General features: G+C 67.5%; 15 protein-coding genes and 3 pseudogenes. 13 read left to right on the top strand and 5 right to left on the bottom strand.

Translation table 11 applies throughout. From position 1 onward, the window contains the following. Window positions 1-438 precede the first annotated feature (438 nt). Entirely contained in the window at window positions 439-4,086 is a 3,648-nt protein-coding gene (locus OG975_RS01535; RefSeq protein WP_406326804.1) for a Z1 domain-containing protein, read from the bottom strand. Between the two features lie 988 nt (window positions 4,087-5,074). On the opposite strand from OG975_RS01535, the gene OG975_RS01540 reads away from it, so the two are divergent. Continuing rightward, window positions 5,075-6,970, top strand: a complete 1,896-nt coding sequence (locus OG975_RS01540; RefSeq protein WP_406326806.1) for an SMI1/KNR4 family protein — start codon at window positions 5,075-5,077, stop codon at window positions 6,968-6,970. A gap of 618 nt (window positions 6,971-7,588) precedes the next feature. Here the strand turns inward: OG975_RS01540 and OG975_RS01545 are convergent. After that, complete coding sequence (locus OG975_RS01545) at window positions 7,589-10,567, bottom strand: hypothetical protein (protein ID WP_406326807.1); 2,979 nt, start codon at window positions 10,565-10,567, stop codon at window positions 7,589-7,591. A gap of 68 nt (window positions 10,568-10,635) precedes the next feature. On the opposite strand from OG975_RS01545, the pseudogene OG975_RS01550 reads away from it, so the two are divergent. Beyond that, window positions 10,636-10,792 (top strand): annotated as a pseudogene (locus OG975_RS01550) (transposase); the annotation flags it as partial. Between the two features lie 421 nt (window positions 10,793-11,213). Here OG975_RS01550 and OG975_RS01555 read toward each other — a convergent pair. Together OG975_RS01555 and OG975_RS01560 are read right to left on the bottom strand one after the other, a co-directional pair. After that, window positions 11,214-13,037 carry a TnsA endonuclease N-terminal domain-containing protein gene (locus tag OG975_RS01555; RefSeq protein WP_406326809.1) on the bottom strand — a complete coding sequence of 608 codons (1,824 nt, stop codon included), beginning with the start codon at window positions 13,035-13,037 and terminating at the stop codon, window positions 11,214-11,216. 529 nt (window positions 13,038-13,566) lie between these two features. After that, window positions 13,567-13,665 (bottom strand): annotated as a pseudogene (locus OG975_RS01560) (3-oxoadipate enol-lactone hydrolase); the annotation flags it as partial. A gap of 24 nt (window positions 13,666-13,689) precedes the next feature. Between OG975_RS01560 and OG975_RS01565 the strand changes: the two are divergent. The 7 genes and pseudogenes from OG975_RS01565 to OG975_RS01595 form a co-directional block, all read left to right on the top strand. After that, a pseudogene (locus OG975_RS01565) lies at window positions 13,690-14,121 on the top strand (TraM recognition domain-containing protein); the annotation flags it as partial. A 488-nt stretch (window positions 14,122-14,609) separates the two neighbouring features. After that, the gene (locus tag OG975_RS01570; protein ID WP_406326810.1) at window positions 14,610-15,080 is read left to right on the top strand and encodes a hypothetical protein; all 471 of its coding nucleotides are present in this window, start codon (window positions 14,610-14,612) and stop codon (window positions 15,078-15,080) included. After that, on the top strand, window positions 15,077-15,832 hold the full coding sequence (locus tag OG975_RS01575; protein WP_406326812.1) for a hypothetical protein: 756 nt from the start codon (window positions 15,077-15,079) through the stop codon (window positions 15,830-15,832). Before OG975_RS01570 ends, OG975_RS01575 begins: the two co-directional genes overlap by 4 nt. A 74-nt stretch (window positions 15,833-15,906) precedes the next feature. Next, window positions 15,907-16,197: a hypothetical protein gene (locus OG975_RS01580; protein WP_406326814.1), complete on the top strand. Its 291-nt coding sequence runs from the start codon at window positions 15,907-15,909 to the stop codon at window positions 16,195-16,197. A 55-nt stretch (window positions 16,198-16,252) separates the two neighbouring features. Then, complete coding sequence (locus OG975_RS01585; protein WP_406326815.1) at window positions 16,253-16,453, top strand: hypothetical protein; 201 nt, start codon at window positions 16,253-16,255, stop codon at window positions 16,451-16,453. Between the two features lie 44 nt (window positions 16,454-16,497). After that, window positions 16,498-17,166, top strand: a complete 669-nt coding sequence (locus OG975_RS01590; RefSeq protein ID WP_406326817.1) for a DUF317 domain-containing protein — start codon at window positions 16,498-16,500, stop codon at window positions 17,164-17,166. Then, window positions 17,123-17,956 carry a hypothetical protein gene (locus OG975_RS01595; RefSeq protein ID WP_406326819.1) on the top strand — a complete coding sequence of 278 codons (834 nt, stop codon included), beginning with the start codon at window positions 17,123-17,125 and terminating at the stop codon, window positions 17,954-17,956. The genes OG975_RS01590 and OG975_RS01595 overlap by 44 nt, the downstream gene beginning before the upstream one ends. Before the next feature lie 131 nt (window positions 17,957-18,087). Here OG975_RS01595 and OG975_RS01600 read toward each other — a convergent pair whose 3' ends face one another. After that, window positions 18,088-18,300 carry a chaplin gene (locus OG975_RS01600; RefSeq protein ID WP_406326820.1) on the bottom strand — a complete coding sequence of 71 codons (213 nt, stop codon included), beginning with the start codon at window positions 18,298-18,300 and terminating at the stop codon, window positions 18,088-18,090. Between the two features lie 206 nt (window positions 18,301-18,506). Between OG975_RS01600 and OG975_RS01605 the strand changes: the two genes are divergently transcribed. From OG975_RS01605 to OG975_RS01620, 4 genes are all read left to right on the top strand, one after another. Then, complete coding sequence (locus OG975_RS01605; protein ID WP_406326821.1) at window positions 18,507-18,638, top strand: hypothetical protein; 132 nt, start codon at window positions 18,507-18,509, stop codon at window positions 18,636-18,638. Between the two features lie 469 nt (window positions 18,639-19,107). Next, a complete protein-coding gene (gene trpA / locus OG975_RS01610) occupies window positions 19,108-19,902 on the top strand; it encodes a tryptophan synthase subunit alpha (RefSeq protein ID WP_406326822.1) in 795 nt (264 codons plus the stop codon). Continuing rightward, window positions 19,895-20,362 carry a hypothetical protein gene (locus tag OG975_RS01615; RefSeq protein ID WP_406326824.1) on the top strand — a complete coding sequence of 156 codons (468 nt, stop codon included), beginning with the start codon at window positions 19,895-19,897 and terminating at the stop codon, window positions 20,360-20,362. Before trpA ends, OG975_RS01615 begins: the two co-directional genes overlap by 8 nt. 413 nt (window positions 20,363-20,775) lie before the next feature. Beyond that, window positions 20,776-22,044: a hypothetical protein gene (locus OG975_RS01620; protein WP_406326826.1), complete on the top strand. Its 1,269-nt coding sequence runs from the start codon at window positions 20,776-20,778 to the stop codon at window positions 22,042-22,044. The last annotated feature ends 36 nt before the right edge of the window (window positions 22,045-22,080 follow it).

The raw sequence follows: 22,080 nt of genomic DNA on the forward strand, positions 1-22,080 counted from the left end.
ACAAAACCAGACAAGATCACTTCGTGCAATGCCCCTGGCCCATCCCCCGATCCCTGAAACCACCATCCCTGCACCTGCAGGGTGGCACCCCCGTCGCCAGCCGTCACGCAGCCGACATGCTCCATCGAGCTGGACATCGCCTTGCTCGACCGTGCGGCACGCGCACTCGGGACCGCCGGCCATCAGGAGACCGTCATCGCCTCCCTTGCCCTGGCTCTTCGGAGCCAGCAGCGGGCCGCGGAACTCCACCAACTCCGCGAGTACGTCAAGCGCATCGCTGCCACTGCCCAACAAGCGCTCCGAGCCGCAGGCTCCTCCCCTGCCTGACTGTGACGTCGTTCGGCAGGTCCTGGCGCGAAGGGTCTTCCCCGGGGCGGAGACGGCAGGCCGCTGACCGCGGACCGTCGGGACTGCCTGAACCGCACAAGACGCTTTCGCCTACCTGTCGATGATGGGGCGATCGGGCAACGAGGAGTCCTTGGCGCGGAATCGGACCAGAGGAGGTTGCGGAGCCGCTTCGTCCTTCGAGTCGCCAGGCGGGAGCAGGGTGAAGGCAAGAGAGACCTGGGACGGGTCGACCGGTGTGCCGGGCAGGTACGTGGTGTGTTGGTAGGCGTCACCCGCCTCCAGGACCGGGTAGAGCAATGCGATCCCCCTGCGATCCGGAAGGCTCGCACGAAGAGCCCGGGCGGCCAGGCGATGTGCGGGGCCGCTGATGGCGCCGAAGAGCGGCCCCCTACGCCGACTGCGGACGAAGAGGGAGAGCTCCGGGGACCCCAGCACAGATCCGGCCCGGCGCTGCGGCGGAGCTAGCTGGGGGGCGAGGATGAGCCAATCCTCGATGCCTGCACCGGTCGTGCTTGCGGTCTGCAGATAGGCGAGGTGCGGTGCAAAATTGCCAGGGGCCAGCCACTCCAGCCTGCTGAGCACCTCAAGGAACTGCGTGTGTCCGATGACAGTCGTGTACGCGGAGAAGGAGGTCTCCTGCCGGCTGCCGTCGGCCGGCACGGAGACGGGGACCAGGGGGCTCTGGAAGGTGCCAAGGATCGCGCGCCACCGCTCCGTGTTTCGGCGCTTCGCGCCGATGTCCAGGGGGTAGCCCGACGGTTCGATCCAGCTCCCCGGTGACCGGACCTCCACGAGTTCGGCATTGTGCATCTTGGTGGGACTCGTCGGCTTGAGCCAGGGCAGGTACTGGGCCACCAATGGCGGGAGTTGCGCCGGAGTGATCATCGGCTTGCCGTCCACCAGGTGTGCGTAGTCGGCGAGTTGAGACCGGAACTCCTCCTCATCGCGGCACATCGTTGCGAACGCCTCGTAGAGATCGATCTCTTTGTTCCCAGCAGCTTCACCGCGACTGATGTAGAGCCGGACCAGGTCGGCATAGCCTTCGCGGAAGCCGAACCAGCGGCCCATCTGCATCAGGGTGTCCGCCTGTGAGGCGGCACGGCGGTAGTAGCTGATGGTGAGGCCCTCGACGGTGAAGCCTCGGGCGAGCTTGGCGCCCCCGACTAGGATCTTCCATACGGGGCGCTGATCGAAGTCCACGCTGGCGCGCTCGATATCCCTGTCACCGTTGACGATGATCACAGGCTTCTCTGAGCCGTCGGCGATGCGGGCACGCGCGGCATCGATATACGGGATCAGCTCGTCGAACGAGACAGGGCATGCGAGGTCTTCGGCCCGGTGGGCGGATACGGGGGCAAAGTCCAGGTCGTAGAGCGCCCTCAGCCGATGAAGAGCCTCGGCCTTGAGTGGGCCGGGGACGTACCAGAGCTTAAGGAGACGATCCATGAGCTCGCGGTGGTCGGCGATGCGCACGGACTCGTGGACCAGCATGGTGTGGTGACGGTAAGCGATACTTCTCGGGTCGAGGGCTTCGCGGTACAGCTTGATGGCGCCCGACAGGACAAAGGCATCGAGGGCCTGTTGCAGAGAGGAGTCGTCGCCCGGTTCGGCTTCGTGGATGGCGCGGACATGGGCCATCTCCTGGGAGTTGGCGACCGTTCGCTCCTCAGGAGGAATGGCAGAGTCCACGTCGTGGAAGTCGCGCGCCCCCATGTACCCAGCCGGGCGGGGCAACGAGAGCACGAAGTCCTTTGGGAAGACGTCCTCCGCATCGTGCGGATCAATGAGGACATTGGCGAACGGCGTAGCCGTATACGCAACGTACTGGGCTCGGGGAAGCAGGCCAAGCAGTTCGGAGAGGAGTCCGTTGATGGCGCTGCGCGCACGGCCTTCACCTTGATGCCCAGGGTGCAGCGTATTGACCGATCCGTGGTCGGACTCGTCGTCCACGATCAGAGCCGGAATCTCCTGCAACTGGGCACCGAGTCTGCGCAAGTCCCTGATAATCGAGCCGAGCACGGCCTTGTTCTTCTTGACCACCATGAGCCGGGCGGCCGTGCGATGCAGGTTGGCCGGGTGGTACAACGGCAGCGTGGGGTCACGCTTCTCGAACTCGAGCGCGGTGATCCCCTGTTGCAGGGACTGGTAGTCGCTGTTCAGGGTTGTGAGTCGGAGAACGTCGAACGCTCCGTGGAGGGATGGAAGCCCGCCGTGAGTCAAGAACTCTCCCGCCCTCCACTCCGGCTCCAAGGCGTACTCGCAGTCCTCTTCGGGGGCTCCGCGCAGAATGTTCTCGCGACCGACCAACTCCTTGTCGATCCGCCGTTGTGTCTGGGCGCGGAGGATGTTGAGAGAGCCACTGAGGATGATGACCAATCGGTAGCCGGCATCGACGGCCTTGGCGACGACCCCAGTAATGCTGGCGGTCTTCCCGGACTGGACGTAACCGATGACCAAACCCTTGGACTGGTAGGCGGCAGCATCAGTGGGGTCCGCGAGACGCGCGACCACTTGGGTAGCGCTCTCTCCCACGGTGGCCACGGCCTCGGCGGTCCATCCCTTGATTTGTGCCAGGTAGCACTGGTAGGCGGGCCAGTACCAGGGGCGGCCGGGCTGGTGAGTGGGCGTGTACCACAGGGTGAACTCGCTACTGATGATGATCGGTCCTTCAGCGAAGGAGATCGGGATCAGCTCCGTGAGCACTCTGCGGGTCGCGGGCTCCAGTGCGAGGCGCTCATACACCGAGATGCGGCGCTCGGCAGTACGGGGTGGGGTGGATGTCCAAGCAGGCCGTTCCGCGTGGTCCCATTCGGTGAGGCTTCGTCGCCACAGAGCCATGAGCGGGGCAGCGGTTTCGCCTGACGCCAGGTGACTGCGGAAAGTGAACTGGCTCGCGTCCAGAGCACCGGCACCCGATACAGACAGATGGTCCTCGGACCAGTATTCGAGGGCGCGTGCGAGCGGACGGGGGCCGTTGGCGTGCATGGCTCCCAGCGCCAGGGAATGCACCTCGAGCGCAACGTCATCGACAGCGGCGTCGCCACCGACCTGTAACGGTACGAGTTCGTCGAGCGCGTCGCGATGCAGCTGATCCAGCCCCAGACGCCGATAGCTGGCCACGCGGCGCTCGGGGGTGCACGGTCCGGTGTCCGTCCAAGTCAAGGCCGGGGCGCGATCGTACTGGTTCAGCGCAGTGCGCCAGCGGCGATGGGTGTCGTGTGAGATGGAGGTGACGGCATCGCGTGCACCTGCCGCGCGTAGCGCGGCATACCGCTCCAATTCGCTGAGGAGGTCATCGGAGGTGTCGGCCAGCGGTCCGGTGGAAAGGCGCAGCTGAGTCTTCAGCCTGTGGTTCTCTGTTTGGGCCCGATCCAAGGCGCCCATCGTGGCCAAGTGCTGGAGGGTCGCCGTCTCGTACTGCACTTTCTGATTGAGCATGCGCGCCGTCAATGTCCGGATGCTGCCCTCTCCGTGCTCCGCCTTCTCCTCAGCCCTCTGGCTGTGGAGGTTCCGCAAAGTGGTGGCGTCTTCCGCGGTGAGACGGGTGCCGGCCAGCTCGATGGCCTTCTCGATGAAGTCTTTGGACGGAAGGCGGTTCCCGCTCAGATATCGGCTCACCACCGACACGCTCAGGTGATGTCGCCTGGCGTATTCCCTCAGGGTGATCTGCATGACCTCGAACGCACCGCGTAGGGCTTTGGCCAGGGCTTGATGGAGTTCAGGCAGCTCCTTGCTCAACTCCCGCAGGTTTCCGCCTGCCCAGTGTTCTGACGGCACCAGACAGTCCTACCGGTTGTTGGGCTGACTCGTCTCTGTTGCCAGGGATTTGGCAACAGACCTGGTCTGTTGCGCTGTGATCCGGCAACGCGTTGCCACGGGCGCACCAGAGTCCCGTGCGAAACGGTCGGGGCTCGGCCATGCCCGTGGCCCTGACCCGATGTGCGCGTCACGCACGTGAGGAAGGCGAACGATGCGAAAGCGTCCAAGGAAGTCGAAGATCTCCCCTCGGAATTCCCGACGTGCGCGTCGGATGATCCGCCGGGCCTGGCTGCTATTCGGCCGGTTCGTGCTCCGCGGTGCGGCGACCGCGTTGGGCGCCACGCTGGCAGCCTGGCTCACCTGGTGGGTACGGAGTCGTTGACTGGGGCTTCACCGCATGGGCCGAGGCAGGCGACTTCATGGTGCGCGATCTGCTCTCAGCGCGCCACCGCCCAACTGCATGCAGTACCTGGCATCTTCAACGAAGCAGGCCCCGTGCATTGAAGGCGTTACATTCCGTCACTCGCGATCAGGAACTTGCTGTCGCACCATGCGTGCCGCCTGCCACGTGAGCCAATGGACCATGTCCCCCTCACGTCACAAAGCCCCGCCAGGTGGATGCGGCGGGGCTCCGCCATCCCAAAGGCTGTCCCCGAACGCAGGAACCCCCGTCGCCACCTGGCCGACGGGGGTTCCTCAGCTGTCACGACAGCCCCTACAAGCGGGGTCCTGGCTGTGACTATCTGACCAGGTACAAGACTTTCCGGGCCGCGTCGCGTTGCCGGTACCGGGCCAACCGGGCGGTCAGAATCGTGAGGACGCCACAAAAATCGGCAGGCCCCTATCGGGACACGCCCCGCCAGCCCGGCACCGACAACGCACCATCCCCGACCAACCGCCGTCAAGAACGGACGGCGGATGCCTTCTGAGTGACTCGTTGTCAGTGGTGGCTGGCACGATCTCGGTCATGAGCGACGAGTCTTTCAACTGGCAGGACCTCCTCGGCCGTTGGCAGGAGGAGTGGGTTCCCCGCGCCGAGCACGAGGAGGACTGGGACGGCGGTCCGGGTCCCGTCAGTCTGGGCAGGCCAGGGGCGGACGAGGCCGCGATCACCACGGTCGAGAAGCGGCTGGGGAAGCGACTGCCGCCCTCCTACCGCCAGTTCCTGGCCGCGAGCGACGGATGGCGTGTGGAGCAGACGGCCGGGGTCTATCAGCTCGGTGGGATCGCGGACATCGACTGGTCCCGGGATCCGTACGAGTTGACCGAGGTGTACGAGGAGAATCTGGGCGACGACCCGCGCGAGCAGGAAGTCCTGCTCGCCGGCATGTGGCAGCGATCGCTGCGCCTGGAGACAGACTCCGATATGACGCTGGCTCTGCTCGACCCGGGCGACCGCGACGAGCACGGCGAGTGGGCGCTCTACATCTACAAGGGCTGGAGCGGTGAATACCCGGACCGCTACCCGTCGTTTCGTGCCTACATGGAGGCCATGTACCGGAGCTTCCACGGCGACCGGGTGGGGCGGCCGGGCTTCGAGAACGCCACCACTCGCGCCCAGGACGCCCGGGTCGAGGAGGCCCGCCTCCTCGCCCTGCGCGGACGGCATGAGGAGGCCCTGCCCTTGCTCGAGGAGGCGCGGTCCTTCGGACGACCGAACAGCGCCAATCTGCTGAACCAGTTGCAGCATCTGGCGGCTCCCCGCGCTCAGCGGGACTACGGCTCCCTTGTGGCTGACCCCCGCTATCTGCCCGAGCTCCTTACGGTGTCGGCCATCGAACCGGCCTCCGGCGAATGGCGACTGGGCGGAGACGACCACTGGCTGGGGATGATGGCCGCCCGTGGTGTCGACCGGGAAATCGCCGAGGACCTGTTGAGCGCGCTGCGCGACGGCACCCATCGCTATGCGCCGCCGGGTGCGTGGGGCCGGGCCGTCAACGAGGCCCGGGAGTCGGCCCGATGGGGAGCGACCGATGCTGCGTGGCGAATGCTGCGCGACGCGCTTACGCAGTGGATACCACCTGGGCCTTTGCTGCTCGCGCCCCTTGGCCTGCTCGCCGATCCGGTTCTGGGGTCGCTGATCACCCCGCAGCGCGGGCGAGAGATCCTCGCGACTCCGCGCGCAGGCGAGTCCGGGCCCGCTCCCGAGCCGGCGCCCGATCTCGACCCGCCGGGTCTCACCTGGCTGACGACGACCGGGATACATGGGCGGCCGTTCGATGCGTACCGCTGCGTCTGGGTCGAGGGCGCCGACCCCGCCGGCCTACCCGCTCTGATAGGCGACGAGGGTGCCGAACTGAGTGAGCCCGTGCACGCAGCCAGGGCGTACCGGCCGTTGAGGCAGAACCACGAGCGGGAGGGCGTCGAGCTCTGGGAGGACCGGGCCGCGGTCATGGCCGGCCGCTGCAGCGAGGGGTGGGCCTTCGCCTTCGACGGCCAGTCCCGCCAGGGCATCAACCACCTGTTCCAGTCCCCCGCCGCGGCCGCCTCCGCGTCGGGTCGCGCCGTGGTGGTGTGGCGTGAGCCGCAGCGGCACTTGGCTGATCACCCGGCCGCATTCCATGTCTCGGTGGCCGAACGCGGCGTGGAACTCTATGCGTTCACGGTGCGGGGCAACGACATCCGGCGCTCGGGTGCGATACCCAACACCCTGGATCCCGCGCGATTTGTCGGCTCACCTGACACCCATCTTGACCGAGAGGTACGCCTGTTGGAGACCCTGCACGCCGAACTGGGCATCTCGCTTCCCTGTTTCGCCCTGTCCCAGGGCAGCCTCCCTATGTTCACCACCCGGTCCTGGACCCGGGCGCCGCGCGAGGGCGAAGGCTTCGCCTACCTGGGCTTCGTACGGCGTCGCCCCTGAGGCGACGCTACCGCAGAGCCGCGACGACGGCCTCGGCCACCCGGGCGAAGAGGCGGTCGTCGTATTCGGCATTGTCACCCTGCCCAGCCGTACACCGTGGCTACACCGCCGCTGCTCCCCTGGGCAGCGCGTCCAGAAGCACAACAGCGCGCACCTGCCCCGGGAAACCATCAGCGCGTACCAGCGCGCCCGCGCACACCTACAAATACTCTTGAGACAGCGGCGAAACCATATCCGGAGGCACTGGCAGCAGCCCGGCCACGCTTCGCCCCATCCCAATCCCAGTGGTCATCTTCGACAACGACAGCTGCATGCCTTCTGGGGCGCCGAATCAACACGGCCCTTTCGGCGAGCTCCCTCCGGCGTACCACCGGACTGGTACGCAGCCACCCGCTCAACCGATCGCTGGCCCCTCCAAAGGAGCCACGCTCAACCACGGCCGCACGGATCGGCCGCAGTGAACGGTTCGGGCGGACGATCCGTCAGCCGGTCAAGTTCCACCGGCCCTGGCCAGCGGGACTACAGCCTCGCCCCATTCATCCCGCGGGTTACTTCGGAGGATCCACATCCAGCCTCGATCGCGCCAGCAGGGCGCTCCCAAACGACGCCCGCAGCAGGTCAGCCCGCGCCGCTAGCAATCTGCCCATCGGCTTCCAAACCATACTTGCGCAAGCGATCGCCTTCGTCGTGACGCCCTAGTTCCTTCAATAGATCCGCCATCTCGGCGATAGCGAACGGTTCTCCCGCCAAGATTGCCTTGCTGTACCAGGAAATTGCCTCCTCGCCCTTGGCTTGTCGCGCAGTGAGGAATGCCATGAGATGGAGCGCCGATGTGTGGCCTTGTTTGGCGAGCTTCTTCGCGCGCGACACTGCCTCGTCAACTCGCCCGAACTGTTCAGAAAGCCCTGCCATGCGCCAGAGGGCGAAGGCATGTCCTTGCTCAGCCAAGGAGCCCAGCCAACGCAGCGCCTCGTCCTCGCGCCCCGACGCGACCAGCAGCTCGGCGGCCGTGTGAAGCACTGCCATGTCCACACGCCTCTCGGGCTCCAGACACCAGCGCAGCGCGTCGTCAGAACGCTCTGCCTCCATGAGGATGTCGAGATATGCGGCTGAGGCGAATGGCCTGCCGACCGTCGCGAATGGCTCCAACCACGTTGCAGCTTGCTCAAGTCCTTCACATTTCATGGCCAGTTCAGCTCCGACACCGAAGGCCATGTCGTGGCCAGCGTCGGCCGCACGCTTGAAGGCCGAGAACGCCTCGGCCGAACGGCCGGCCTGAGCAAGTGTGTTGGCCGTGACCATCAGGTCGGTGGCGCCCCCTTGAGCCAGCTCGTTCAGCCAGGCAAGGGCCCTATCAGGACCATCGGTGTTCCACACCATGCCTACGGACTGCCGAATCGCGAGTGCGTCTCCAGAAAGTGCTGCTCGACGGTAGAACTCAAGTGCCTCTGCTAGGCGGCCGTGCTGCTGAAGCTTCTCACCGGCTTCGCGGGCGGCAGCGGCGTCACCGCGGTCGGCGAGTCCGCCAAGCCAGGAGATTGTCTGATCCGTACTGCGCGAGTTCGCTGTCAGCTCGACGACCCAGGAGAGCGCGAGCTCATCTTTGGCTTCGGCCAGTCGTGTCAGCTGGTCGACTACTTCATCCTTCTGGCCGAAAGCCTCCGACAACTCGACCAGGTTCGCATAGGCGTCCTCGTCCCTAGCCTCGACTGCGCGCTGATACCAGCGCAAGGCTTCCTGGTACTGCTCGGCTCGTTCCATCAGATCGCCCGCGAGCCAGGCAGTGCCTTCGATGCCCGCGGCGTCGGCACGCAGATGCAGCTGGAACGAGTATCGAAAGAGACCGCGGTTTCGGGCTTCCCAGGCCAGCCCGACAAGATCATTCACCTCTGCATGTTCGGGAAGCGCACTCCAGAGCGAAGCCGCAGCAGGCCCGGTCGCCCGACTCGACCGTCCGTGGTGATCGAGATAGTCGGCAAGACGAAAATGGGGTTCCGCGTGAACTGCCTGACCGGGACGGGGGCGCACCAGGCTGAGAGGACTGGTCGCACCGCGGCAGGGCTGTTGAAGCACGGAGAGGGTTTGGTCGAACCAACCCTCCCTCAGAGCAGACCATTCGTCATCGGTGAGATAGCCGACGGCAGCCAGTTCCAACAGCGTACGAGGCAGTGCTCCACTGCATCCGATCCGGCGGGCATCCATTGCTGCATGGATCACGGCCTGCGCGGGGGCCGGGGCAGTCGTATAGCGCTCCATGAGTGCGAAAGCAGCAGAGAGGTACTGGACAATCCGTCCGTCGCCGACTCGGTGAAGTGCCTCTGCCAACCGCCGGTCCTCGTATGCTGCTCTGCGCGCTTCCAGCAGAGCTGGCTCATCGAACGAACGGGGGACGAGGACACTGTGGCCGGCAAGCAGCAGGCGGGCTTCTCGGTGCCCATCCGGTGCGCCCGAAGCGGGCGGCAGGGTAAGCCTTTCCCAGTGCTCCGGCCAGGCTGTTCCCAAGACCACGACCGGGCCCCGGGCGGGATCCTTGAGTAGCTCCCTCAGCGCCGCGGCCACCTGCTCGCCCAGCTGAGGCGACGCCAGGTAGGGCTCGATTTCGTCGAACCAGACCACCGTCCGCGGCCCGACGGACAGCACGCCATTTAGGAGTGCCTCCGCTGGGCTTGGAGCAATCGGATACCAGAGTCGCCAGTCGCCCGGTAGCGCCTGGATAGCCTCCCAGCATGCTCGTGTCTTGCCCGTGGAGGAGTCGCCAACAAGTACAATCAGAGCGCTCTGTTCGGCGGTGGCCCGTGCGACGAGCTGGCCCACCCGCATGTCGTGTTCCCGGCTGATGTAGGCCGGCAGCGGGGACAGCCGGTCACCGGGTTCCCTCTCTTCGGCCTCGATGACGCGGTGCACCTCCAGAGCGAACGGATCGGTGAAGTCCCGGATCGGGGAGCCCACCACGGTATGGGTGTGCTGCGTGGCGGGATCCGGACCGTCTGCGCAGAACCCCTCTGCCGTCGCCCGCCCGAAGAAGCGGTCAACCAAGGCACGTTGTGGCAAGAGCAGGTCCGAGAGCTGCTGCCGGCCCCAGAGTTCAATGTCGAGTGGATGATAGTCCGTACGCAGTTGATGGAGCCGATCCTCCACCGCAGTGTCACCGGTATAGGCAGTGGTGACCAGCACGAAGCGAGTGGCGTCGAAGGGGCGGGTTCCTTCGACATACATCCGAACCGCATCTGAGAGGGCATCGGCGGTGAAACTCTGCCAGCGCTTGGCCTGATAGACGGTCAGGCTGCCATCGTCGAAGTACCCCACGACATCGATGCCGTGCTGCTTCTGCCCGTTCCTGCCGTACAACCTGGACCGGACCGCACCCTCAACTTCACGGGCCAGCGCCACGATCAGATGCTCGAGGCTCTCCCAGGACAACTGCTCTACCTGAAGGAGCAGCGGGGCTGTCACCGTGAGCGGCGGAGGAAGATCTCGAGGTGGATCCACAAGCCTGTGACCAGCATCGATCTCTTCCCAGAGTTGTTCCACGTCCTCTTCCCCCGAGTCGGCTGCGGGAATCGGCTCGGGGGGATCGTGCTGCGGGTTCGTCGTCATGCGGTCATGATGCATTCCGCCACTGACAATGGGACCAGATCCACGATCGGACGGCCCTGATAGCCGGGCTCTGGCATGACGAGGACTTCGCTGACTGGGACCCGCGCGACGGGCGCCCCGGCCGCTCACCCGCCCAGCTCGCCACCGTCTGCGTGCTGCAGTTCCTGCTCGGCCTGTCGGACCGGCAGGCAGGCAGCCGAAGCTGTTCGTTGCCGCATCGACTTCAACCCGGTCCGCCTGGGCAAGAACCCCACCCGGCCCAAGACCCGGATCCTCGCCGCTGGCGACGACGCCTGCCGGCTGCTGGAACGCCTCCACCGGAACGGCCCGCAGGCCGGGGCCCTGCGACAGATCGTCGTGCACACCCGTGGCACAGCACCTGAACGTTGCTGTCTATGTCCTCGCCACCGAGGGACAGCGGGCGCACATGGCCCAGGTACACCCCGTCCCCAGGGAAGTTCGCCCAAGCACCAGTCACACCAGGCCGAGCCTCGTTCCCTGGTCTCGCCGGCAGAGCCATGCCAGGGCATCAAACCGCATCGCACGTCGCCTACCGCCTGAGCGGCCTGCCCGAACCGAGGAACGGTCCTGGTGTGCTTGGTCCTGAACCCCGCATCATCCGCGCTGAGTTACTGCCTCACCGCATTCAACGCGAGGGGGCAGCGGGCGCGGGCCCGGTCTCCGCAGGTAGACGGTCGGGAGTGTGCACAATCGGCTCCGAGGGGGTGCCGAGGCTGTTTGGCGGTGGGGCCGGGCGGAGCCGGTAGGGACGACTATGCCATGTCCAGCCACGCTTGAGGATCAAGGAACACAGGCCCAACGTATCCAGGGGCAGCGATCCGGCTGCGGCTCGGACCTGTGGCCAGGAGAGTTCTCCCTGCGCCTCGAGGGCGGCGGCCAGTGTGGTCTCCAGACGCGGGTCGACCGTGCGTTGTTCGAGGAGTCTGCGGGTGCGGTTGCCATCCGTGGCCACGAGGCCCCAGCCGCGGTTCCGGCAGAACTCCACGGCGGCTCGGTACTTGGCGACATTGACGACCATCGCCATTTCGTAGACTGGTTTAACCTCGATGAGGATGCAGCGACCGTCCACGGTCGCAGCCAGGAGATCCGGGTAGTAGGTGCGCTGTTGCCCGGCGAACTGGTAGCTGATGGCCAAGGGCTGTTCCTGGTAGTACGCGATCTGCGGTGCGAAGCTGAGCAGTTGGATCACTCGCAGCTCCGTCTCCGACTCGTACGACACATCGCGGTCCAGCTTCGGGCAGTGCCATACCCCGAAGCGTCCTCGGTCGACGTTCTCCGTCTCTCGGAGAGCTTCCAATTCTGCATGTGGCGGGGCCGGTTCGGGGTCGCCGAACCAGTTGACTTCGTCGGCCAGTGCCGCCCAACGTCGGGTGGCACGTTCGATGCGCCCCTGTCGTGCCGCTTCGCGACGGGCAGTCTCGTGCCGCAGGATGCGTATCGTCGACGCCTCTGCGGCCAGGTTGTCCGCACGCACCTTGTCGGCGCCGGCCAGCCGTGCCAGAAGGGGTATCGCCTGCCGAGGCGCTACCGAGGACAGCAGCACGTCCGACAGGTCGAGTAACCGTTCCGCGGCCGAGGGACCCGCCTCGGACGGAACGCGCTCCACACAGCTCAACTCGGCCAGTACCTGTCGGAGCTTTCGGGAAGCCGGGGCGTCGGAGTTCGCCAGGCGGCGGATCGCCCTCGTCTGCAGCTGGCGAACCCGCTCCCGCGAGATGCCGAGGGCCTCGGCCACCTTCTCCAGGGTCTGGGCCGGTCGATCGTCAAGGCCCAGGCGGCAGGAGAGGACCTCCTGGTCCCGCTCAGCAGGCATCTCGCCCACGGCCGCGGCGACCAGCTCCCTCAGGACGAGCACCGTGTCGGCATCGCGTTCGGCGATCAGCGGCCAGTCGGCCGTCAGGCGCACGGCACCGGGGCACACGCATTCGAGCAGCCAGTGGTCCAGCAGCAGTGTTTCACCGTCGTGCCACAGCCGCCGGGCCGCTGTCCGCCGTACGGACACGGCTGTAGCCGCTAAGTCGTGAACCACTTGTCGGGCGAGGAAAACCTCGCGCCGTTCGGGACGCAGCACATGGCCGGTCACGTGCTCCCAGTCCGCCAGCACCTCGGCCGTCACGCCCGCCGCGGTAGCCGCCGAAGGCTCGGTCGAGGAATCCTTGCTGTGGCGCGCACGACGTTCACGGCGACGCCGCTCGGCACCCACGTCCTGCCATGCGTAGCCCGGCTCCGCGGCCAGCCGAGCTCTCAGCCACTCCAGCGGATCATCGACGGCCGAGCCGGACTGCGGAACGAACTGGTCCAGACGCGCGTGGACACCGCCCGCCGTACGGCCATGCCGCTCAGCAAGCTCGGACAGAGCCAGCCCTTCGCGCACACCTTCGACAAGCTGAGCCTCCTCCTGTTCACTCCAGGCACGGCCACGCCTTGATCCGGGCGCCTCATCCTGCACGCTCTCTCCCCCACAGTTCCGGCCGACTGTGGGGGCAGTATGCCCCCTGGTACCGACAACCCTCCGCTACGGGCCCCTGGGCTTCCGCGGCCGACCTGGCTGAGCGCCGGTATCAGCCGAATCAGCCTTCCTAACGACAGGTCACGTCGGATCGCTGTGGACCGCTGCCATCCTTTCAAGGCGTCTGGCAGGCATACCAATTGTTCCGGCTTCCTTTCCACCGCACCCATCGTGCGGTGAGCACACAGCCCCCATGAGCGGGGGCGTGGCCGTAGCTGTTCGACCAGGTGGAAGACCTCCCGAGCCACATTCCCCTGCAGGCAGCGGATGATCTCGCGCCGTGTCTTCCCTTGCCCGTCCGCCGAACACGGAGGCCCCCGTCGGCACCATCAGACGGGGCTCCTCAAATCACACGCGCTGTCACACGCGTGTCACCGACACCGTGGACGCACCTGGACTACAAGGCCCCACCTGCGTGAACGGCCCCAACCCAGACCACATGACCCCCAGAAGACACTTTCGCCTACCTGTGCCATGTGGTACCCAGTGAGGGACCCAAGATCAGGACAGGGGCGTCTTCTGGCCCGTCAAAGCGGTATTGCAGGGTGCTCTTCGGTGTCTCACTCACTCGCCTGACCCTCTCATCTGTCACCTGCAGAGCTACCGGCAGGGCCAGAAAGTCTGGGGCGACGCCGGCATGGACGCCATGTGGAGCGCCTCCACGATCAAGGTCATCGGGTCCGGAATCGACGACCCGGACTTCGCCGACAAGCTCAGCCGTCTGATCGGCGATCACGACGTCGAGACCACTTCCACCTCGACCTCCGAGTCCGGCAAGTCCACGTCCGTCAGCATGCGGCAGGAACGCATCCTGGCCGCCGACGCCATCCGGGCCCTGCCCAAGGGCACCGCGCTCTGCTTCGCCACCGGCATGCGCGCGGCCATGCTCGACCTGCGCCCCTGGTATCTCGAGCCCGGCGCCGACTCGCTCTCCGCCGCCTCCGCCCGGGCGTCCAAGGACATCACCGAACGCGCCGTGGCCAAGGCTGCCCCGAAACAGTCCGACTTCGGCAAGGCCGCATGAGTGCGACACCACGACGCGCTCGCCCTTCAGCCCGCTGGCAGTGCCGAGCCTGATCCGGTGGTGCAGAGGTCACGGCGAGCCTCGAACGCCGCGTTGATCGGCCGTGCTTGGCGAAGTCGCGCACCGACTACGGCCAGCAAGACGATCCACCACACCTGGAACCGCCCATGCCACAGATCCACGACGTCCCCGACGACTGGACCCCCGCTCACCGTTGCTGTCTGGAATGCGGCAACAGCAACCCCGACGTCACGCTGCGGGCCATCACCCACCCCGCAACGAACCAACAGGCTCTCGCCTGCACCCGGCATATCTCGGAGGTGTCCGCCGTCCTCGATTCCTTTGCATCCGCGCCAGGAGCACCGGCCGAGCAAGCGTCGGCGCCACTGCCCTCGCCGCCGGGTTCGCCCGGCCAGTCAAGACATCGCTGACCGCCCCCGCCCCTGGGAGACGCACTGCACACCTACGAACCCATCGATCTGCAGGACATGGAGCCGCACGAAGCCGTGGACGCGGTCGCCGCCGACCTGCGCGACCACCCGATCCCCGGCGACCGGCATGGCTTGTTCACCGCGAGCCGCCACATCGAGCTGCTGTGCGCCCTCGCCGGCCGGCTGGCAGGCGACGCCGAGTACCTCTACAACCACGACAGCGCAGGCGGGCCGGCCACGCCATCGGCCGAGAACCAGAGCCGGACGGCGGCGCATGTGGGGCGCGCCATCGCCCACTACACCCAGGCCCTCGCCCCGCTCGTCGCGCTCGCGCAGCCCGGGTCACAGGCCATGCTCCAACAGCAGCTCGACGCGATCGACCTGAACAGCCGCCTGCGTGTCCACCTCGACGACGCCGGTCGGGCCCTGGCCGAAGCCCGCGTCTGCCTTCGCCTGCGCCGTTCCACGACACCCGCCGCGACCGCCACCGTGCCCGTGTCAGCCCCGACCGGACGGCGCCGCTCATGAGCACGCTGCCCGCCGAACCCCTGCTGTTCGACGTGCCCACGCCCGTCGAGCGGCTGCTCCACCTCGCTGGCCAGTACACCCGGCACAACGACGCGCTCGACCTCCACCTTCGCGCTGCCACCGAGCCCGAGCCGCAGGCCCATGCCGCCTCCGCTCAGCGACCGGCGGCCGACACCCGCATGGCCGCCCGAGCCATCCACGGTCAACGGCTATACGAAAGCACCGAGTTGGCGGAGACAGTTGTGCGGCTGAAGCAGCTCGCCTTTCTCAGCGCCGCATCAGCGGACCACGGCGTACAGGTGGCGCGTGAACTGACCGCCCTAGCTCCCGAGACCACGGTGAGTTGCGCAGTGAGTCTCGCCTCAGAGACACGGCGCCGTCGCGGGGCGAGCGCCATCGCGCCAGATGTGCGGCTCACTTCCGACCAGCGCTCCGCCCTGGTGCAGATCGCCTCCGGCCACGTCGTGGCCAGCAGCTCCCTGGGACGGGAGTTCACGCGCTCCCGCGATCCCAAGGTCTTGATGAGCACCCTGCGGACGCTGGTGTCGAAGGGCTTGGCCGAACGCACTCCGAATTCCGCGCTGCCCGCCTACCGCGGTGGCCCGCCCCAGGACCGCGTACGCCTCACACCCGCCGGCGTCACCGTCCTCGCCGCCGGCATCGGCCTACCTGCGGCCGGGCCAGACACCGCTCTGGGCGCGACGCCCTGCCCGATACCCGCCGCCTCACAGGCCGCCACCCGAAGCCGCTGAACCGCCGCCCACAGGAGTCACCCATCCCCACGCCCCCACTCGACCTGCACGAACAAGTCCGCCAGCTTCGCCAGTTGGCCCAGGACTTCGAAGCCCTCCGCGCCCGCGTACGCGACGTCTCCTACACCCCTGGCGCAGACGCGCTGCGCCGCATCAGCCCTCTCCTGCTCACAGCACAGGACCTCACGGCCACCGCCCTGGTGCGTCTGACCGCGCTCGACAACAGTGCGTACGCCAACATCGCCGGCAGCCGCGCCAGCCTGGAGTTGCTGGCCTCGGTCGTGTCCTCTTCGTCGCTAGCCGGCACCGACCTCGCCCACGCGCTGCTCGCCAACCCCTACGAGGACCAGCAGACGGTTGTATGAGAGTTCCCAACGCGGACTGGGCGTCACACGCGTAGCCACCGACGACGGCGCACGCGTGTCCATCGCCACCTATCGGGCCCTGGCCAAGCACCGGATGGTCACCGCCGACACCAGCACCTCGCTGTACCACGGCCAGAAGATCACCGTCACCGAGCAGGGCCAGCGAGCCCTGGCCAAGCCACGCCCGCACGCCGCGCTGACCGCCGCCGCGACCGCCCCGCCCAAGGTCGCGGTGAGACAGGGGGTACGCCGGTGAACCCGTACACGCACGACGCCCGGGTCATGGTCTCGCCTCGGTACATGGCAGGCGCCGGAGACCGGATCGCCGACGTGATCGGCCCCCTCATCCACCTCTTCGGCTGGCGCCACGAGCACGACGCCGCCTCCGGGCACGTCAAAATCGACAGCCCCGACGGCAGCATGTTCCTCGACTTCAACCCGCTGCACCCGCTCGGTCGGTGGGTCACCGTTGCCCACCATGAGCCGTTCTGGGAAGTGATGTTCAGCAGGCAGGCGCCCCTGGAGGCGGTCGCCGCCGTCACCCAGGCACTGCCTCAGCTGCTCGGCGATGCCCGACACGCCGAGAAGACCCCGATCACAGACATGCCCCTGGAGCAGCTCGCCGAGCTGAACAACTGGTCCGCCGACGGCGGCATTCTCACCTCACCCGACCTGTACTGCAGCCTGCGGCACACGCCCGGCGAGGACATCCCCTGGCAGGTCGAGCACCTCTACTACGAAAACGAGCCGCTGGCCACCTTCACACAGGACACCCCCGAGGCGCTCGTCCGCAACTTCTTCGCCCACCTGGCCACGCCCTTGGCCGTGGAGCGGGCCTACGCCGATGTCCCCCTCAGCACACGGCACGCGGACAGCGCCCTGACCACCCCTGTCCGCGGCGCCTCGGTGAACCCGCACGTCCATCATGCCCTCACCCACCTGGACCGCGCCTCTGCACGCCGCCGCTGACGCCGCCCCGAAACGGAACCCCCTGCCCCAGAACATCGCGTCCACCGCCCCAGCCGAACAACTCCTGCTCCTGGGTGCCGACTTCACCCGGTACAACGACGCCCTTCTGCGACACCGGATCAACGGTCCCAGCCCCTCGACATTCCTCACCGCCCAGGCCGCCGCCGCCCAGCACCTGGCCCGGGCGGCGCTGGACATCGTGGACACCCTCAACGCCCAGCGGATGTACCACAGCCCCGTGATCCGCTCCGTGTACGCACGCGTGCGTCAGCTCGCTCACCTGGCCACGGACACCGCCGATCACCTTCTGGACGCCGCCGAAATCCTCGACAACACGCGCACCGGGCTCCCCGTCGAGATCGATGACTCGCTCCTGGTCGTGCTGACCGGCCAGCAGGCCCTCGGGGAGGCCGGCAGCCGCCTCACGCTCGTCAGAGATCTGACCGCGCTCGGGGCCGACGACGCACTCACGGCCGCCGAGGCGTACGTCGCCGAGCGGCTTCGCCGGGGCTTTTCGCTCCCTCACCAGCCACCCGTCCTCACCGCGGCCCAGAACGCCGCTCTGCGCGCCGTCGCACGCGGCGAGGTGACGATTGCCGACAACAGACCCTACGTCCGCGCCGACGACCTGCGCGTGACGATCAGCACCGTGCGCGCCCTGGAGGCCCGCGGCCTCGTGGCCCGCGAGGAGTGCCCGCTGTGGCTCACCGACGAGCGGGTCCACCTCACCCCTGGCGTTGTTCACGAGATTGAGCAGCGCTTGTTCACGACTTTGGAAGGCGTCCGGTGAGGGCGCTGTTCGAACTCCGCAGTGACCTCATGAACCTGCTGACGTGCCGTCGTTCTCGTGGTGTCTGGGGCCAACCGTTGCGGGGTGTCCCGGGCGCCAGGACGAGACCCGGGCGCCCGGGAGCGTCATCATCAGCAGGGGGCATTCCCGAGCACGTCGACGGCGTTGCACTCGAGCGTGACGGGGACATCCACGTACTGAACGTTGACGGGGAGGACCGAGATCCCCTGGGAGTTGACGACGTTGCCGAAGCCCGGGTCGGGGTCAGCCGCGGCGGCAGTCGCGCCTCCGAGAACGGCTGTGGCAGCTAGGGCCACGGCTGTGAGAACGGTGCGTATGCGCATAGCGCACTCCTCTGCGTTAGAAGGATCAATCGCATCAGGAGATGACCGCTTTGCGATCCGCTGAACCGACCCGAGTTCAAGATCACCCGTTCCAGTGCGCACGTGCCCCGCACCGCTGCGGGCTGTACGCCCGACGTCGTAGCTGTTCGATTCGCCAGCCCGGTGGCGGCGCCTTCCAAAGTCGTGAACAAGCGCTGCTCAATCTCGTGAACAACGCCATCACCCCCGACGGCTGCCGTGATCTCGCCGCCTCCTTCGGCCGACCCAAGCTCCTCGCACCCACCACGGCGCGACCCGCAGCGGCCCTGCCCCAGGCCACCGCCGGCCGCACCCGCTGACCCCCGCACCCGATCCTCGGGAGACCCCACGCCAACCGACGCCCCGTCCCGCACGACATCGCCCTCGCGCTGCCCGCCCAGGTCCAACGGACGCCACGCCCCGCGACGTCGTCGTCCACTTCACCCTGCGCTGTCTGGCCGCCCCGCGCTACGACCACCGGTCTTCCGGCGGCCCCGCGAACGGCATCGCCCAGTCACTGCGCACACGCCTCTACGGGCTGCCGGACGATCCCGGCCCCGTGCCGACCTCGCTCGACGAACTCTTCCAGTGAGGGACCGCCACACGCGACGGCGGACAGCACCCGCGAACTCGCCGACGGCCTGGACGACATCCACCCCGCCTTCGGCAACCGCCCCTCCTCTTCAGCAGAACCCCAGTCACACGTCGCAGCGCGAGCCCGGCTTCAGCGGCCGAGCGCCACCGCTGACCTGAAGCGACAGCACACCTACCGAGAAAGACACCATCCTGGTGACCACCGCCCCCCTCAACACGCTCCTCACCCAACAACGGTGCGCGCTGGGCGTGTTCATCCCTGCTGGCCTGCACCGGTCGGACACCCAACGCCGACAACTCGGCCGTCTCGCGGAAGCCGGGGCTGACCTGTTCGAGGTCGGTCTGGCCACCGCGGACGCGGTACTCGATGGTCCCGTCATCCAGGCCGCCTACCACCGCGCCCTGTCACACGGGAACGTCCTGGACCGCACCCTCCGTGCCATCGAGCACGCCGCGTCTCTGCGGCCGACCGTGGTCATGACCTACTGGGACCCCGTCCGTCGCCACGGCCCCGAACGCCTGGCCCGCCGGGTCACCGACGCAGGCGCCACGGGTATCATGGTCGTCGACCTGCCCGGTAACGAGACACTCCGGTGGCACGACACTGCGCGGGACGCGGGCCTGGACACCCCGCACCTCATCTCGCGCACCACACCCGACGCCAGCCTTCCGGCCGCGGTCGAGCGTACGTCCGGCTGGCTCTACGTACCCGCCAGCACGACCCTCACCGGCTACCAGGGCCCCCTCGACATCCCCGGGCTCGCCGACTTCGTCCAGCGCCTGCGCAGGACGAGCCCGCTGCCCGTGGTCTCGGGGGTGGGGATCTCCACCCCCGCCCTCGCAGCCCGTGTTGCCCCGCTGGTGGACGCCGTCGTCATCGGTACCCCCATCGTCCGCGCACTGATGGCTGGCCCCGGTCTGGCCTCCGATGTGACGGCCGCGTTCGCTCAGACCCTGCACGCAAGCTCGCTCGGGCAACACCATGGCTGACCGCCCCGGCCTGCCCGAGATCCTCGACCTGATCGAGGCCGACGCCCGCGACCTGCACCGGGCCCTGCGCACCAACACCATCGGTCACGTGCAGGCGCTGACGGCCAGGATCACTGACGCCCAGACGCTCTCCCACACTGCTCTACAGCTGTTCGTCAACCTCACACAGCAGCCTCTGCGCTCCGCGCCCGCACACCTGCTGCTCCTCGACCGCGTCGCGCACATCGCCAAAGCCGCCCAGGACGCGGGCGCCGAACTCAGCTCGGCGCTTACCCGCGCCATGGAGAACCAGCGCCGTCGAGCCCACGCCACACACGAGCCGCTCGTCCTTCTCCGTCCCTCGCCCCAGCAGTACGTCGAGTCAGCCACCGATCTGCTCGATGCCATCCCCGCTCTGTGTCAGGCCATCCAGCGCGACTCGCTCACGACGTTCAACATGCCTGCGAGCGAGTCCCGTTGATGTCCGACATTCGTACCCGTCACACCCAGGACTGCCCATTTCCAATCAGCCTCAGTTCCGCGCCCTCTCCCTGGGCGCGGGTCTGTACCGAGTGCAGCGTGTTGCATGCAGTCTGCGGCGGTACGGCATGGTTCTGTTCCGGTCCATGAGCGATCAACTGCGGGGGCTCAGCTCCCGCTCCGGGGTCTGGTTTCTGCGCCGCTGCGAGCCCGACCGGGTGGTGCCGTGGTACGCCTCCGACCCGGTGCTGGCTGAACGGGGCTGCATCGAACACGACCCGGTCACCGGCCTGATCCTCCTGCGCGGCAAACACTGGAAGGGCGTCCGCCACCCCGACGGCACCCCTCGCGCCGAAGGGGAACAGCGAACCGACCCCTGGGTGGTCACCACCCCCGGTCGTCACCGCCGTCACCGTGCTCCAACGTCTCCACGACGCGCGACTGCTGTTCCCCAACACCCTCCTCGTCAACGGGAAATCCGAGGCTGGACACCTGCGGGAACGCGTCGGCCGAGCCCGCAACGACTCCGGCTGCAACAAGGACATCACCGAACTGATCGACTGGATCAACGACTACTGCGCGGCCCGGCACCGCGACGACGCGATTCCCGCCGACCCCACCAATCCGAAGATCGCCCTCAGCCGCCTGCGCCGCACGCTCGCCTGGTTCATCACCCGTCGCCCCCGCGGCCTGGTTGCCGCCGCGATCCAGTACGGCCACGTCCGCGTCAACATGACCCTGGGTTACTCCGGCAACTACGCCTCCGGCTTCCCCGACGACCTGGCCTTCGAGGAATGGCTCGCCCGTCTCGAATCTCTCGCCGAAGCCCACGACCAGCTCCAGGCCGGCGAGCACGTCAGCGGCCCCGCCGCCGACACCTACCGCCACCGCGTCGCCGCCTCCGCCAAGTTCGCCGGCCGCATCCTGCGCACCACCCGTGAAGCCCACACCCTGCTCACCAACCCCGACCTTCAGATCTTCCCCGGCCAGGGCATGACCTGCGTTCTCGACCCCGCCCGCGCCGCCTGCCGGCTGAGTACTGACGAACGCAGCAGTCGCCGCACCCCCGACATCGACGACTGCAGACCCTCGTGCGTGAACATCGCCCGGACCGACCGCGACATCGACTTCCTGTGCGCGCGTCGACACCCTGCAGGCCATCGTCGACGACCCGCTCGCCCCACCCATCCGCCACGCACGCGAACAACACGAACTCGCCCGACTCCAGCAGGCCATCGCCAATCACCAGGGGCCCCGGCCATAAGCACCCACCGCACAGTCGAACGCGACGCCATCCAAGCGGCAATGCAACGCCTCCTGGCCGGCACGCCGACCCGCTCCACCGGCGCCCTGACCGTCGTCCAGCTCGCCGCCGAGGCCGGAGTCAAACGCTGGGTCCTCACCCACAAACACCCCGACCTCCGCATGGAATTTGAAGCAGCCCGGGAATCCGTGAACGGAATTCCCGCCGCATTCCAAACCCTCCAGGCCAAAGTCGACGATCTCGAAGCCGCACACAAACGGCTACGCCAGCACAACAGCGAACTGACCGAACGAAACGAGATCTATGCCCAAGTCATCCACGCTCTCACGACCGAACTCGCCCAACTCCGCAGAGCCCAGACACTCCCTCCCAACGTCCGGCGGCTCCCTACCGACACCACCGAATCGCCCCGCACCTGAGTCTCCGGCGCTCCGCGCCGAAGGAGCCGAGACGTG

The sequence above is a fragment of the Streptomyces sp. NBC_00203 genome (assembly GCF_045206325.1).
Classification (GTDB): Bacteria; Actinomycetota; Actinomycetes; order Streptomycetales; family Streptomycetaceae; genus Streptomyces; species Streptomyces lutosisoli.